Genomic DNA, 12,986 nt, shown 5'->3' on the forward strand with positions numbered 1-12,986 from the left:
GCCGTCGGACCCGCTCCCACCGGCGGGCCCGAGTTCGTGAGACCTAGCTCCTGAGCTCGGCCTTGTGGGAGTCGCCCCGGGGCGTCTCCGTGGTGCTCCGGGAGTGGGCCGTGCCGGCCGTGCCCGCCGCGCCGCCCATGGCCAGCGCCATGGCGGCCACCGCGGTGGCGGCGGCCCTCTTGATCCTCTTCATCCGTGTCCCCGGGTGACGAGCGGTCCACTCCGCCGGGCGGCGGGGCGGGGCGGGCCGGACACCCACGGTCGAAGGACCGGGGCAGCGGGTGCCGGCCTCGCCGAGAACCTTCCGGAATCGGCTGTCGATTCGTCAACCAGCCATGAGAACAAGGGACTTGAAAGTCGCATCGACGTGCCTCATCGGGCACGGAATCACCGTGTGTCGCAGGTGGACGCAACCCGGCGGCGGTGGTGGCGGGTTGTTCACGGGCATGAGTATGCGTGGGAAGACCCATCCGAACCGAGGGCGGCGCGTACTGTCCGCCCTCCTGGCGCTCTCCGCCTCAGTCGCGACCCTCGCGCTGACCGGACCGGCCGCCGCCCAGAACCAGTCGGAGCCGAGTACCTCCGCGGCGCCGATCAGGTGGGGCTCCTGCCCCAGGAGCGAACCGCCCATGCCGGACCCGAACCCCGCCGCGCAGTGCGCGACGGTCGAGGTGCCGGTGGACTGGTCGAAGCCGCACGGCCCGAAGACCGGCATCTTCGTCGCCCGCCTGCGGGCCGCCGACCCGGCCCGGCGCATCGGCGTCCTGATGTCGAACCCGGGCGGCCCCTGGGCCCCCGGGGCCGACGACGCGCTGCACGCCGGTCACCCCCAGAAGGGCGTCTACACGCCGGAGATGCTGCAGCGGTTCGACATCGTCGGCTTCGACCCGAGGGGCAGCCACCGCAGCCAGCAGGCCCGCTGCGACGAGTCGATCGCGGGCGGGATCACGTCCCGCCCGCGCGACGCGGCGGCCTTCGAGCAGATGCGCACCCTGAACGGCCGGCTCGCGGCCGGCTGCCTGCGGCTCACGGGCCCGCTCGCCGCGCACATGGACACCGAGAGCGTGGCGCGGGACATGGACGCGATCCGCGCCGCCCTCGGCGAGCGCCGGATCAGCTTCCTCGGCCACTCCTACGGCACGCTCCTCGGCGAGCGCTACGCGCGCCTGTTCCCGGAGCGGCTCCGCGCGCTCGCCCTCGACAGCGTGATGGACCCGGACCGGCCGAACGCTGAGCGCTTCCTCACCGACGCCAGCGTCACCGCCGACGACACCTTCAAGCGCCTGGCGGCCTGGTGCTCGACGGCGCCGTCCTGTGCGTTGAGCGGCCGGGACCTGGCGGCCGTCGCCGCCGAACTGTTCGCCCGCGCCGAGGCCGGCACGCTCCGCGTCCCGGGACCGGACGGGCCGACACAGGCCGTGGCCGACGCCGACGGCCTGTCCGACTTCCTCACGTTCCTGACCTGGGGGTGGGACCCGGAGCGGGCGGCGCGGGAGCTGGCCGCCGTGTACACCGGGACGGGCACGGTCCACTGGCCCCAGCACCAGGGCCCCAGCCGTGACATGCAGCTCGTGCTCTGCCGGGACTACGACCTCCGGATCCGCGACCACGCCGAGTACCGGGCCATCCGGGAGCGGGTCGCCCGGGCCGCGCCGCACGTCCGCGTCAGCACCCAGGGCCTGGACATCGTCCTCGGCTGCCAGGGCTGGACCGTCCCGCCGAAGGCCCGGCCCGCCCGGGTGGCGGGCGACCTCCCGCGCGTCCTGGTGGCGAACGCCACCCTCGACCAGCGGACGCCGCTGCCGGGTGCGCGCCGGATGACGCAGTCCTTCCCGAGGGCCACCCTGCTCACCCGGGACGTCGTGGGCCACTGGCTCTACTCCTCCGAACCGACGAAGGGGGCGTTCGACGCCTACCTCACCGACCCGCGGGGTTGACCCGCGAGACCGGGGCGGGCGGTGGGAGGGCCGGCGACGGGCCGCTGTGGGGGCGGCCCCTCGCCGGCCGGGCATCCGTGGGGCGTTCGGCCGGGCGTCGGGTGCGAGCGATCAGGCCGACGTGCGCAGTCCCGGCAGGAGCCGGTCGAGCGCCTGCTCGGCGGCCCGGGAGTCCCCGCCCCGTGCGATCCAGAGCGCGGCCTCGTTCATCGCCCCCGAGAGCAGCCGGGCCAGCGGCTCCACCGGCTGGTCTTCGACGGTCCCGGCCGCCACGAGCGCCGTCAGGGCCTCCGCCAGGTGCCGGGCGGACGACTCCTCGTCCAGCGCCCGCCACTCGTCCCAGCCCAGCACGGTCGGCGCGTCGACCAGCAGGATCCGTCGCACGGCCGGGTCCGTCCCCGAGGCGAGGAAGGCGCGGCAGCCGGCCCGGAGCTGCTCCCAGAGGTCCTCGTGCCGTTCGGCCTCCGCCGCGACCCGCTCGCCCAGCTCCTGCTGCACCTCGGCGACGACGGCCCGGAAGAGTCCGGCCTTGCTGTCGAAGTGGTGGTAGGCGGCTCCCTTGGTGACCCCGGCGGCCCGTGCCACCTCGGCCAGCACCACCTGGTGGTAGCCGTCGGCGGCGAACCGCTGCCGCCCTTCGGTCAGCAGCGCCCGCCGGGTGGCTGCCCGCTGCTCCGCCCGGTTGACCGCCATCGCGTCGCACCGCCCTTTCCATTTCGCGTACCCCGGGTATGCTAGCGCCAAGGTTCACATACCCCGGGTATGTGAAATGGACGCGAAGGGCCTCCGCCATGACGAACGACCTCAGGAGCGACCTCGGGACCGGCCTCGGGGCCGAGCCCGCGAACGGAACTGCGAACGGAACTGCGAACGGGACCGCGAACGCGCCCGCGGCCGGGCTCGGTGGCTTCTACCCGGTGATCGCCACCCGGGACGTGGCCGCCTCCCGCGCCTTCTACACCCGCCACCTCGGCTTCGAGGTCACCTTCGAAGCCGACTGGTACGTGAGCCTGCGCCGCCCCGACGCCCCGCAGTACGAGCTGGCCCTGCTGGACCACACCCACCCGACCCTCCCCGAGGGCCACCGGACCCCACTCCGGGGCGGCCTGCTGCTGAACTTCGAGGTGGACGATGTGGACGCCGAGCACCGGCGGCTCGTCGCCGGGGCCGGCCTGCCCGAGGTGCTGCCGCTGCGCGCGGAGGAGTTCGGCCAGCGTCACTTCATCGTCGCCGCCCCGGACGGCGTGCTGATCGACGTCATCACCGTCGTCCCGCCCAGCGAGGAGTACGCCGCCCAGTACACGGGCGCCTGACCCGCGGCCGGCCTCGCGGAATCCGCGGCGTGCCCCATGGGGCACGAAGGCGACGCCGCTCCGGTCCGGTCAGCCCGGGCCCCGGAGTGCGGTGCACCCCTCCAGCTGGGGCGCTGTGGCGGCCTTCGCAGCCCAAGTCCTGTCGTGAGAGCGTCCGTTGAGGCAGGCGGGTCGGTCCGCGCGGCCCTTGCCGACCGGTTGCGGTGACGACATGTCAGGCTATGGGCGACGCTGTCCGGAGGGGCCGGTGCCTGCGTACGCGGATGCGGACGCGTCCGCGGGCGTGCCGTGACCGACGGCCGTGTCGGGCGGCCGGGCCCCGCCCGCCTGCCGTCCGGCAGGCCCGCCGTTGTGCGGATCCCGGACACCCCCGTCCTCGCCGGGGCCTGCGCTAGGCCGCGGGGACCATCCCGAGCAGCTCGCTCAGCCGCCGGATCGAGGCGGGCGACTCGCGGTGCAGGCCGGCGATGTCGAGGCCCTCGTCGCCCAGGACCATCAGCAGCGCCTGGTCCCCGATCGCCAGCACCACGACGTAGCCGCCGTTGCAGCGGGTGACCACGTCGCGCAGGCCGCCCACGCCGACCTCGGCCGCGGTGCGCCGGCCGAGGCCGAGCATGGCGGCCGACAGGGCGGCGGCCGACTCGGGGTGGACGGCGGCCGTGTCGGCGGCCACCAGCAGGCCGTCGGCGGTGGAGATGACACTCTCGGAGATGCCCATGACCCGTTCGCGGAGGGACTTCAACTCGGCGACGAGAACGGCGGTCGGTGTCTGGGTGCTCATGGTCTGCTCTTCTCGGTCGTCTCTGTCGTCTCGGTGCGGTGTGCGTTCGGTGGCCCGTCGGAAGCGCCCGCCGCTTCCTCGGGCCGGGAGTCCGGCCGGCCGTGGCCGCCCGCGCTCCCTGCGCCGCGTACGCCGGGGACGCGACGCGGCAGCGGCCCGGTCGCGGTCGGCAGCGGTCCGCTCGGCGGCGTTCGCGGGGCCACGCTCGGTGCCGTGGCGGCCGGGAGCGCCGTTTCGCGGTGGAGAAGGTGTCGGGCGTCCATCCGGACGACGTCGAGCAGCACCGAGAACACGCCGCGCCCCAGCGCGAATCCGATGTCGCGCGGGGTGCGGCGGCCGGTGGCCGCGGCCAGGACCTCCCGGTACCGGACCGGGATCCGCGACGCAGCGGACTCGGCCGCGGCGGCAGGGCGGATCCGGGTGCGGGCCAGCTCGCCGGGCGGGCCCCAGAGGCGGGTCAGCAGCGCCACCCGCCGGGCGGTCTCCTCGAAGAGCCGCTGCGGCTCGATCCCCGGGCACAGCGCGATCCGGGCGGGCGGCGCCGATTCGGCGATCTCCCAGCTGCCGGGCGGGCTGAGCACCAGGGCGAAGGCTCCGTCGAAGGCGGCGGCGGCGCAGACGGCTTCGAGTTCGGTGGCGCCGATCGACCCCTGGGCCACCAGGGCCGCGCCGAGGTCGCCGCCCCAGGCCGCGGGAGCGTCGACCGGGCGGGCGGCGGAGGCGGCCGTCTCGGCGGTCGCCCAGTCCGCCTCGCCGACGCGCCGCGCCTTCAGCAGCAGGGTCTCGGCGGTCGGGGCCCCGGGGGTCTCGATCGCCGTGACCAGCCCCTGTTCCAGGTGGATGGTGCCGCCCGGTGCGCTGGAGACGGTGACCGAGCCGGTGAAGCCCGTCCGGTGCAGCGCGAGGAGCAGCGCGGGCACGTTACGGGCCGCGGGCGGCACGGGCGGTGCCGGGTCGTGGGCCCGGCCGCCGGCCGGTCGGTGGGCAGGGTGGCGGGCAGGGTGGTGGGCCGGGTCGTGGGACAGCTCGTCGGGAGGGCCGCTCATGCCAGCAGGCCCCCCGCACGGTCGGCGGTCTGGCGGATCGCCAGCGCCAGGTTGGTCCGCCCCCGGTCCAGCACGGTGGCCAGCAGCAGGGGGTCGCCCTGACGGGGCACCACCTGGACGACCTGGTGATGGCGGGTGCTGGTGACCACCACGCTCTCCAACTCGCTCTCCACCCCGGCCTCGTACAGACGCTCGCCGATCAGATTGGTCAGCTCGGCGAGCTCGGCCCCGCTGCCGAGCAGCCGGTGGTCCCCGGCGGAGTGGTAGCTGAGGCCCGTGACGGCGTCGACGAGAGCGGCGCCGATGACTCCGGGGGAGTCGAGCACATCGGAGAGGGAAGCTTCGAGTGCGCGCACCAGTACCCCTTCACGTTCCGAACTGTTGGCAGCGTACTTTATTCCACCATTTCCGCGGGGTGACCACCGAGGGTGGCTTCTTGCTACTTTGTTCCCGCACACGGGAGTTCTGCCCGGAAGTCACGCAAAGGACGAACAGCGCATGAACATTGACAACGCACTCAAGGACGCGATGGCCATCGAGGGCGCCATCGGCGTGGCTCTGGCCGACTACGAGAGCGGTATGTCACTCGGGTTCCTCGGCGGGGGCCAGCAGCTCGACCTGGAGGTCGCGGCAGCCGCCAACACCGAGGTCGTCCGGGCCAAGATACGGGCCCTGGCAGCGCTGTCGATCGACGACGTCATCGAGGACATCCTGATCACCCTCGGCACCCAGTACCACCTGATCCGCCCGCTGGCGCGCAGTCACGGATCCCTCTTCCTCTACCTGGCGCTGGACCGCTCGCGCGCCAACCTGGCGCTCGCCCGGCACGGTCTCAAGCGGATCGAGGCCGATCTCGACGTCTAGGATGCGCGCCGCACCGGGAATTCCCGGTGCGAATGCGAAGCGTGATGAACCGGCTACGGCGTTCCGTCCGTGGGGGTGGGGTGCGGAAATTGCAGGTGCGCATCAATCGCGGAAATGCGTGACTTTCCGATGACTGGGCGTCATATTGTCCCCCCGGCGTTCCGCACCGAGCCCTAATCCCGGAACCGTGGAGCGGCCGAACGCCGGAACGCCGCACCGCCCCCCGCCCTACCGGGGCTCCTCGTCGAGCACCTTGCCGTACATCGACGAGGTGCGCCGGACGGTCATCCCGACCCGCTCGTACAGCGGCAGCGCGCCGGTGTTCGAGTGCGTCCACAGGGTGCACAGCTCCCGCCCGTGCCGGTGGAACGCGCCGAACACCTCGCCCAGCAGCAGCCGTGCGATGCCCCGGTTCCGGTGGTCGCGGCGGACGGCCAGCCGTTCCACGTAGCCCTCGCTCCCGCCCGGCACGTCGAGCGACAGCGCCGCGCCCACCATCTCCCCGTCCGCGAGGGCCACCCGCGAGAGCGCGGGCGCGAACGCCTCCCGTCCGACGGTCCGCAGGGCCCACTCCTCGTAGGAGCTGCGCCGCACCTGCCACTCGTCGAACGCGTCCTCGGTGAGCAGGTAGGCCGCCTGCTCGTCACCGGGGGCGAAGGGCCGCACCGTGATCCCGTCCGGCGGCCCGGCCGCCACCGGGCGGGCGGGCAGTGCGATCCCCAGCTGCCACTGGGAGACGAACGGCCGGTACCCGCGCGAGCGCAGCAGTGCCACGGCGGCCCGGTCGCCGTCCTCCACGGCCTGGGCGAGCCGTACGCCGCCCGCACGCCGGGCCTGCGCCTCGGTCCAGTCGAGCAGCCATCCGCCCAACCCGGCGCCCCGGTGGGTCGGGTGGACGTCGATCCGGCTCCGGCGGCCCCCGCGGACCCACGCCCAGCCGGCCACCTCGCCGTCGCCGTCCTGCACGAGCAGCGCGTCGCGGGCCGGGTCGAGGTCGGGGAGGGCCAGGTCGGCGGCGATGTCGTCGGACCCGGTCTCGGCCCGGCCCAGCAGGTCGCGCTCGCAGGCGTCGACCAGCCGGTGGACGGCCGGGGCGTCGTCGGCGGCGGCCGGCCGGCTCCGGTAGCGGGCGGGGAGCGGCGGCAGTTCGGGGAGCACGGTCATGCTTCCCGACTCTCCGCCACCCGGGCCGCTCCTGTCGACCGGTTTCGCCGCACCGGCGTCGTTCGCACCGGCGTCCTTCGCACCGGCGGACGTGCGGGCGTCCGCGCCGGACGCCCGGCCGAGGGTTCCCGCACCGGAAGTCGGCCGGTCCGACGTCCCGTGCGCACGCCCGCCGGGCGGCCCTGTGCGTACGGGCCGGGCGGCCGTGCGCGGACCGTCAGCCGATCGTGCGAGGCCCCCGGCAGAGTCTTCCTCGTCAGCAGGAAACGGCAGCACCGGACGAAGAACGAGGAAGCCCGCCATGAGCACCCAGCAGACCACCGTGACCCCCGCCACCACCTTCTCCGCCGAGGTCCGGCTCGCCTCCCGCCCGGTCGGGTCGCCCACCGCCGACACCTTCGAGCTGGTCCGCACCGCAGTCCCCGAGCCGGCCGAGGGCGAGATCGTCGTCCGCAACACCTGGATGTCGGTGGACCCGTACATGCGGGGCCGGATGGACGACGCGCCGTCCTACATCCCGCCGTTCGAGCTCGGCGCGGCCCTGGACGGCAGCGCGGTCGGCGTGGTGGTCGCCTCCCGCTCCGACGCCGTGCCGGTCGGCGCGACCGTCTCCCACTTCCTCGGCTGGCGCGAGTACGCCGTCCTGGACGCCGCCGCCGCGGCCGTCGTCGACACCGGCCTCGCCCCGGCGTCCGCCTACCTGGGGGTGCTGGGCACCACCGGCCTCACCGCCTACGCGGCGCTCACCGAGATCGCCCCGGTCCGCGAGGGCGACGTCGTCTTCGTCTCCGCCGCCGCCGGGGCGGTGGGCAGCGTCGCCGGGCAGCTGGCCCGCAGGCTCGGCGCCTCGAAGGTGATCGGTTCGGCCGGCGGCCCGGAGAAGGCCGCGAAGCTGGTGACGGACTTCGGTTACGACTCCGCGATCGACTACCGGGCCGGCTCGCTGGACGAACAGCTCGCCGCAGCCGCCCCGGAGGGCATCGACGTCTACCTCGACAGCGTCGGCGGCAACCACCTGCGGGCCGCCATCGGCGCGATGCGCACCGGCGGCCGGATCGCCCTCGTCGGCGCGATCAGCACCTACAACGCGACCAGCCCGGCCCCGGGCCCGGACAACCTGTTCCAGGCGGCGGCCAAGGAGCTGAACCTGCGCGGGATGCTGGTCAGCAGCTACTTCCACCTCTTCCCCGAGTGGATCGGCCGGGCCGCCGGCTGGCTCGCCGACGGGAGCCTGCGCACCGAGCAGACCGTCGTCGAGGGCATCGAGCAGGCGCCGGCCGCCTTCCTCGGCGTGATGCGCGGCGCCAACACCGGCAAGATGCTCGTCCGCCTGGAGGGATGACCGGCCCGGAGGAGGACCGCCCGGAGGAGGACCGCCGGAAGGAAGCCCGGCGGGCGGGGGGACCGCCCGCCCGCCGGGATGATCGCCGCCGCGCGGAGCGTTGCCACCGGAGGGCTCCGGGTCGACGCCGAGCCGCCGGAAGGCATGCGCAGCACCGCACCTGACGTCACGACAACGACCCGTCGCACCCACCGCACCACAACCGAAGGAACCGTCGACCATGAGTGACCTCCACGACCACCGCACCCTCACCAACCCCGCCGGCCTGCACGACCCCACGCCGTTCGGCTACAGCCACGCCGCCTCCGCGCCCGGCGAACCGGTCTTCATCGGCGGGCAGTACGCCTCCGACGAGAGCGGCCAGGTCGTCCCCGGCGACTTCGCCGCCCAGGTCGAGCGGTCCTTCGACAACCTGCGCACCGCGCTGGCCGGCGTCGGCCTCGGCTTCGAGCACGTCGTCCGGCTCGGCTCGTACGTCGTCGACCACGACCTGGAGAAGCTGGGTGTGCTGGGGAAGGCCCTGCACGCCGCCTGGGGCGACCGGCTGCCCGCCCAGACGCTCAGCGGCGTCGCGTCGCTGGCGCTGCCCGGGATGCTCTTCGAGATAGACGCGGTCGCGGTGCGCCCGGTCGACGGCGCGGAGAGCGCCACCCGCTGACCCCGCGGCGCCCGGCGCCACTCCAGGGGGCCGCCGATCGTGGCGGCCCCCTCCGCGGCACCTCCTCCGCGGCACCCCCTCCTCCGATCCTCCGCACTGAAGGGCCCGCCATGAAGGCACTCGTCCACGACCCGAACGCCCCCCGGCAGCTGAGCTTCGCCGAGGTGCCGGATCCGAAACCCGGGCCCGGACAGGCGCTGATCGAGGTCGGCGCGGTCTCCTTCAACTTCGGTGAGATCGTCTACCGGTCGCCGGACACCCCACCCGGCACGGTGCCGGGCTGGGACGCGGCGGGTGTCGTCGTCCGGTCGGCCGACGACGGATCGGGTCCACCCGTCGGGGCCCGGGTGGTCACCTTCGGGTGGGGCGGCGCCTGGGCGCGGCTGCGGGTGGTGGACACCGCCGAGCTGGCGGTCGTGCCCGACGCCGTCGACCTCGGGACGGCGAGCGCCCTCCCGGTGGCCGGGGTCACGGCGCTCCAGGCGGTCCGCCGCCTGGGCTCCGTCCTCGGCCGTCGGGTCCTGGTCACCGGCGCCTCGGGCGGGGTGGGGCGCTTCGCCGTCCAGCTCCTCGCGCTGGGGGGTGCGCACGTCGTCGCCTCGGTCGGCGGCCCGGCCCGTGCGGAGGGCCTGCGGGAGCTGGGCGCGGCCGAGATCGTGCACGGCCCGGAGGAGCTGACGGCGCCGGTGTACGGCGTGCTCGACAACGTCGGCGGCAGCCAGCTGGCCGAGGCGTTCTACCGCCTCGAACGCGGCGGCGTCGTCCAGGCGATCGGGAAGGCCTCCGGCGAGCCGACCGTCATCGACTTCGAGCGGGCCCGCGTCGAGAGCCCGAACGGTCGGCTGGAGAACTTCAACGTCAGCACGCCCGTCGGTGCCGACCTCGGTCACCTGCTCCACCTGGTGGCGACGGACCGGCTCTCCCCGCAGATCGGCTGGCGCGGCTCCTGGACCAGGGCCCACGAGGCGGCGGACGCGCTCGTCGGGCGCCGGGTCCTCGGCAAGGCCGTCCTGGACCTGGGCCCGGACGACTAGCCCGGACGACTGGCCCGGGCGACTGGCCCGGACGGCCGGTCCGGACGGCCGGGCCGGGACCGGCGGGCCTGCGGGGCCCGGCCCGCCGGAGGGCGTGGTCCCGGCTCCGCCGCACCCCCGGCCCGCTATGGTTACCCTCTGCGCGGGGTCGGTCACTCCTGGTCGCGGCGGCGGGGGCACGCCCTCCCCGCGTGCGACGGCCGCGCCCCGCGCTTTCCATGAGCAGCGCGGGCAGGCGGTCGGCCGATGGCTCTCCGCCCCGGTCCGACATCTGAGGAGGAGCGCGTGGCGAAGGCGAAGTTCGAGCGGACGAAGCCGCATGTCAACATCGGCACCATCGGCCATGTCGACCACGGGAAGACGACGCTGACGGCGGCGATCACCAAGGTCCTGCACGACGCCTATCCGGACCTGAACCCTTTCACGCCGTTCGACGAGATCGACAAGGCGCCGGAGGAGCGGCAGCGCGGCATCACGATCTCGATCGCGCACGTCGAGTACCAGACCGAGGCGCGTCACTACGCCCACGTCGACTGCCCGGGTCACGCGGACTACATCAAGAACATGATCACCGGCGCCGCCCAGATGGACGGGGCGATCCTCGTCGTCGCCGCCACCGACGGCCCGATGCCGCAGACCAAGGAGCACGTCCTGCTGGCCCGCCAGTCAGGGGTCCCGTACATCGTCGTCGCCCTGAACAAGGCCGACATGGTGGACGACGAGGAGATCCTGGAGCTCGTCGAGCTGGAGGTCCGCGAGCTCCTCTCCGAGTACGAGTTCGACGGCGACAACACCCCGGTGGTCCAGGTCTCCGCCCTCAAGGCCCTGGAGGGCGACAAGGAGTGGGGCGAGAAGCTGCTGGGTCTGATGAAGGCCGTCGACGAGAGCATCCCGCAGCCCACGCGGGACATCGACCACCCCTTCCTGATGCCGGTCGAGGACGTCTTCACCATCACCGGCCGCGGCACCGTGGTGACCGGCCGGATCGAGCGCGGGGTGCTGAAGGTCAACGAGACCGTCGACATCATCGGCATCAAGCCGGAGAAGACCACGACCACGGTCACCGGCATCGAGATGTTCCGCAAGCTGCTCGACGAGGGGCGGGCCGGCGAGAACGTCGGCCTGCTGCTGCGCGGCATCAAGCGCGAGGACGTCGAGCGCGGCCAGTGCATCATCAAGCCCGGATCGGTGACCCCGCACACCGAGTTCGAGGCGACGGCCTACATCCTGTCCAAGGACGAGGGCGGCCGGCACACCCCGTTCTTCAACAACTACCGGCCCCAGTTCTACTTCCGCACCACCGACGTCACCGGGGTGGTGACCCTCAAGGAGGGCACCGAACTGGTCATGCCCGGGGACAACGTCGAGATCACCGTCACCCTGATCCAGCCCGTCGCGATGGAGGAGGGCCTGCGGTTCACCATCCGGGAGGGCGGCCGGACCGTCGGCGCGGGCCAGGTCACGAGGATCACCAAGTAGGAGAAGAGGGAGAAGGGGGCCGCCTCCTGGCACGATCGAAGGATCGGAGGCGGCCCCCGGCTCGGGACCGGTCGTCACTCACCCTGCGGACGGGGCATCGACCGCGTTGTTCTGACCGGCCACGATCTTCCAGCCGTCCGCCTGGCGGGCCACCACGTAGAGGGCGGCGCCGTGCGCCCCCTCCACGGGTTCGCCCGCGGCGTCGGTGGGCGTCTGGGCGACGTTCACCGCGACCACGTCCTCCGCGATCGCCAGGATCTTCACCACGTCGTACCGGGCGTAGGAGTCCCGCAGGAAGCTCTCCATCGCCGGCCTGCTGAACTCGGCGATCGCCGTCCGTCCGTCGAGCCGCAGGCCGCGGGCGTTGGTCCACGAGGCCTGCTCGCCGAACTGCTCGCCCAGCGCGGTCGCGTCCTTGGTGTTGAACGCCTTCTCCAGGGCGGCGACCACCCCGGTCACCGCGTTCCTGACCTCGGCCGGAACGGCCCCCACCACCAGTACGTCGTTCGCCATGGCGAACCCCTCCTCACGTGCCGTGCCGGCGGTGGTGATCACCGCCTGGGCCCTATCCGACAACGTGAACCCCACTTGAGGTCAAGCCCGGTGGGCGGAGGCCGGTACGGGCCACCGCGGGAGGCCGGCGCCGTCCGGGGCGGAGGGGCAGCGCCTCGGGGCCCAGGTCCTCAGGGGCGGTACAGCTCCGTGATGCGGGTGATGCGACCGCGGGCGTCGAGGACGATGTCGTAGGTGTCGCCGTAGCAGCCGTACGGCGGGTCGGGCTCACGGTCGGCCAGGCAGTCGCCGAGGTGCTCCAGGAGGACGGGGAGCTGGACCTCCTTGGCGGGCTCACCGTCCTCAAGGGCGACGAGGGTGGCGGTCACCCGGGCGGCGAGCGGGTAGGCGGTGGGGATGCCGACCGGGTCGTAGGAGCCGTCGTCGGGGGCGTCGGAGTCGCAGACGTACCGGGTGGGGAGGGCGGTGAGGCGGCCCTCGATCTCGCCGACGACCCGGACGACCTGGTGGCCGGGGCTCAGCGAGAGGTCGGTGCACTCGGGCGAGGGGGCCGTCGGCGCGGAGTCGGTCGCGGCGCCGTACGCCTCCTCCGTGCCGTCCTCCCACGGGGCCGCGTCGTCGAGGTCCTCGGCGTCGGCCGTGTCCTCGTCGTCGTCCGAGGCCATCGCCACCGTCGGGTCCTCGTCGATCGGGGTGCAGGCGGCCAGGCCGGCGGTGACGGTACAGCAGAGCAGCACGGCGAGGAGGAGGCGACGGGGGGCGGTCATGGGGCGAGTCTCCCAGGAAGACGACCGGACACGGCACCCCCGTACACGCGGAATCCGTACACCCGGTTCCGCTCCGCCGGTTCCGCCG

The 12,986-nt window shown here is 73.9% G+C and carries 15 protein-coding genes; 7 read left to right on the forward strand and 8 right to left on the reverse strand.

The window, feature by feature from the left end; translation table 11 throughout:
- Positions 1 to 43: 43 nt before the first annotated feature.
- On the reverse strand, positions 44 to 193 hold the full coding sequence (locus ACFWOG_RS18325; RefSeq protein ID WP_380359626.1) for a hypothetical protein: 150 nt from the start codon (positions 191 to 193) through the stop codon (positions 44 to 46).
- Positions 194 to 629: 436 nt separating this feature from the next.
- On the opposite strand from ACFWOG_RS18325, the gene ACFWOG_RS18330 reads away from it, so the two are divergent.
- Complete coding sequence (locus ACFWOG_RS18330; protein WP_380359628.1) at positions 630 to 1,937, forward strand: alpha/beta fold hydrolase; 1,308 nt, start codon at positions 630 to 632, stop codon at positions 1,935 to 1,937.
- A gap of 111 nt (positions 1,938 to 2,048) precedes the next feature.
- Here the strand turns inward: ACFWOG_RS18330 and ACFWOG_RS18335 are convergent, their stop codons facing one another.
- On the reverse strand, positions 2,049 to 2,630 hold the full coding sequence (locus ACFWOG_RS18335; protein WP_380359630.1) for a TetR/AcrR family transcriptional regulator: 582 nt from the start codon (positions 2,628 to 2,630) through the stop codon (positions 2,049 to 2,051).
- 98 nt (positions 2,631 to 2,728) lie between these two features.
- On the opposite strand from ACFWOG_RS18335, the gene ACFWOG_RS18340 reads away from it, so the two are divergent.
- Entirely contained in the window at positions 2,729 to 3,250 is a 522-nt protein-coding gene (locus ACFWOG_RS18340; RefSeq protein WP_380359631.1) for a VOC family protein, read from the forward strand.
- Positions 3,251 to 3,641: 391 nt separating this feature from the next.
- On the opposite strand, the gene ACFWOG_RS18345 is transcribed toward ACFWOG_RS18340, so the two are convergent.
- From ACFWOG_RS18345 to ACFWOG_RS18355, 3 genes are read right to left on the reverse strand one after another with little or no spacing between them, the layout of a single operon-like run.
- Positions 3,642 to 4,031 (reverse strand): roadblock/LC7 domain-containing protein, encoded by a 390-nt coding sequence (locus tag ACFWOG_RS18345; RefSeq protein WP_329882041.1) that lies wholly within the window; start codon positions 4,029 to 4,031, stop codon positions 3,642 to 3,644.
- The gene (locus ACFWOG_RS18350) at positions 4,028 to 5,077 is read right to left on the reverse strand and encodes a DUF4388 domain-containing protein (RefSeq protein WP_380359634.1); all 1,050 of its coding nucleotides are present in this window, start codon (positions 5,075 to 5,077) and stop codon (positions 4,028 to 4,030) included. The genes ACFWOG_RS18345 and ACFWOG_RS18350 overlap by 4 nt, the downstream gene beginning before the upstream one ends.
- On the reverse strand, positions 5,074 to 5,433 hold the full coding sequence (locus ACFWOG_RS18355; protein WP_329948593.1) for a hypothetical protein: 360 nt from the start codon (positions 5,431 to 5,433) through the stop codon (positions 5,074 to 5,076). The genes ACFWOG_RS18350 and ACFWOG_RS18355 overlap by 4 nt, the downstream gene beginning before the upstream one ends.
- A gap of 142 nt (positions 5,434 to 5,575) precedes the next feature.
- Between ACFWOG_RS18355 and ACFWOG_RS18360 the strand changes: the two genes are divergently transcribed.
- Entirely contained in the window at positions 5,576 to 5,941 is a 366-nt protein-coding gene (locus ACFWOG_RS18360; RefSeq protein ID WP_329882044.1) for a hypothetical protein, read from the forward strand.
- Between the two features lie 228 nt (positions 5,942 to 6,169).
- Here the strand turns inward: ACFWOG_RS18360 and ACFWOG_RS18365 are convergent, their stop codons facing one another.
- The gene (locus tag ACFWOG_RS18365; RefSeq protein ID WP_380359636.1) at positions 6,170 to 7,105 is read right to left on the reverse strand and encodes a GNAT family N-acetyltransferase; all 936 of its coding nucleotides are present in this window, start codon (positions 7,103 to 7,105) and stop codon (positions 6,170 to 6,172) included.
- 301 nt (positions 7,106 to 7,406) lie between these two features.
- On the opposite strand from ACFWOG_RS18365, the gene ACFWOG_RS18370 reads away from it, so the two are divergent.
- The 4 genes from ACFWOG_RS18370 (at position 7,407) to tuf (ending at position 11,618) form a co-directional block, all read left to right on the forward strand.
- On the forward strand, positions 7,407 to 8,447 hold the full coding sequence (locus ACFWOG_RS18370) for an NADP-dependent oxidoreductase (RefSeq protein WP_380359638.1): 1,041 nt from the start codon (positions 7,407 to 7,409) through the stop codon (positions 8,445 to 8,447).
- A gap of 220 nt (positions 8,448 to 8,667) precedes the next feature.
- Positions 8,668 to 9,105, forward strand: coding sequence for a RidA family protein (locus ACFWOG_RS18375; protein WP_329882047.1), 438 nt, complete (start codon positions 8,668 to 8,670; stop codon positions 9,103 to 9,105).
- 110 nt (positions 9,106 to 9,215) lie between these two features.
- Positions 9,216 to 10,139 (forward strand): zinc-binding dehydrogenase, encoded by a 924-nt coding sequence (locus ACFWOG_RS18380; protein WP_380359640.1) that lies wholly within the window; start codon positions 9,216 to 9,218, stop codon positions 10,137 to 10,139.
- A 285-nt stretch (positions 10,140 to 10,424) separates the two neighbouring features.
- A complete protein-coding gene (gene tuf / locus ACFWOG_RS18385) occupies positions 10,425 to 11,618 on the forward strand; it encodes an elongation factor Tu (protein WP_329948598.1) in 1,194 nt (397 codons plus the stop codon).
- A 78-nt stretch (positions 11,619 to 11,696) separates the two neighbouring features.
- Here the strand turns inward: tuf and ACFWOG_RS18390 are convergent, their stop codons facing one another.
- Entirely contained in the window at positions 11,697 to 12,131 is a 435-nt protein-coding gene (locus tag ACFWOG_RS18390; RefSeq protein ID WP_329948599.1) for an SgcJ/EcaC family oxidoreductase, read from the reverse strand.
- Positions 12,132 to 12,301: 170 nt separating this feature from the next.
- Positions 12,302 to 12,898 (reverse strand): hypothetical protein, encoded by a 597-nt coding sequence (locus tag ACFWOG_RS18395; protein WP_355405218.1) that lies wholly within the window; start codon positions 12,896 to 12,898, stop codon positions 12,302 to 12,304.
- Between the last annotated feature and the right edge of the window lie 88 nt (positions 12,899 to 12,986).

Source organism: Kitasatospora sp. NPDC058406 (assembly GCF_042722765.1).
GTDB lineage: Bacteria > Actinomycetota > Actinomycetes > Streptomycetales > Streptomycetaceae > Kitasatospora.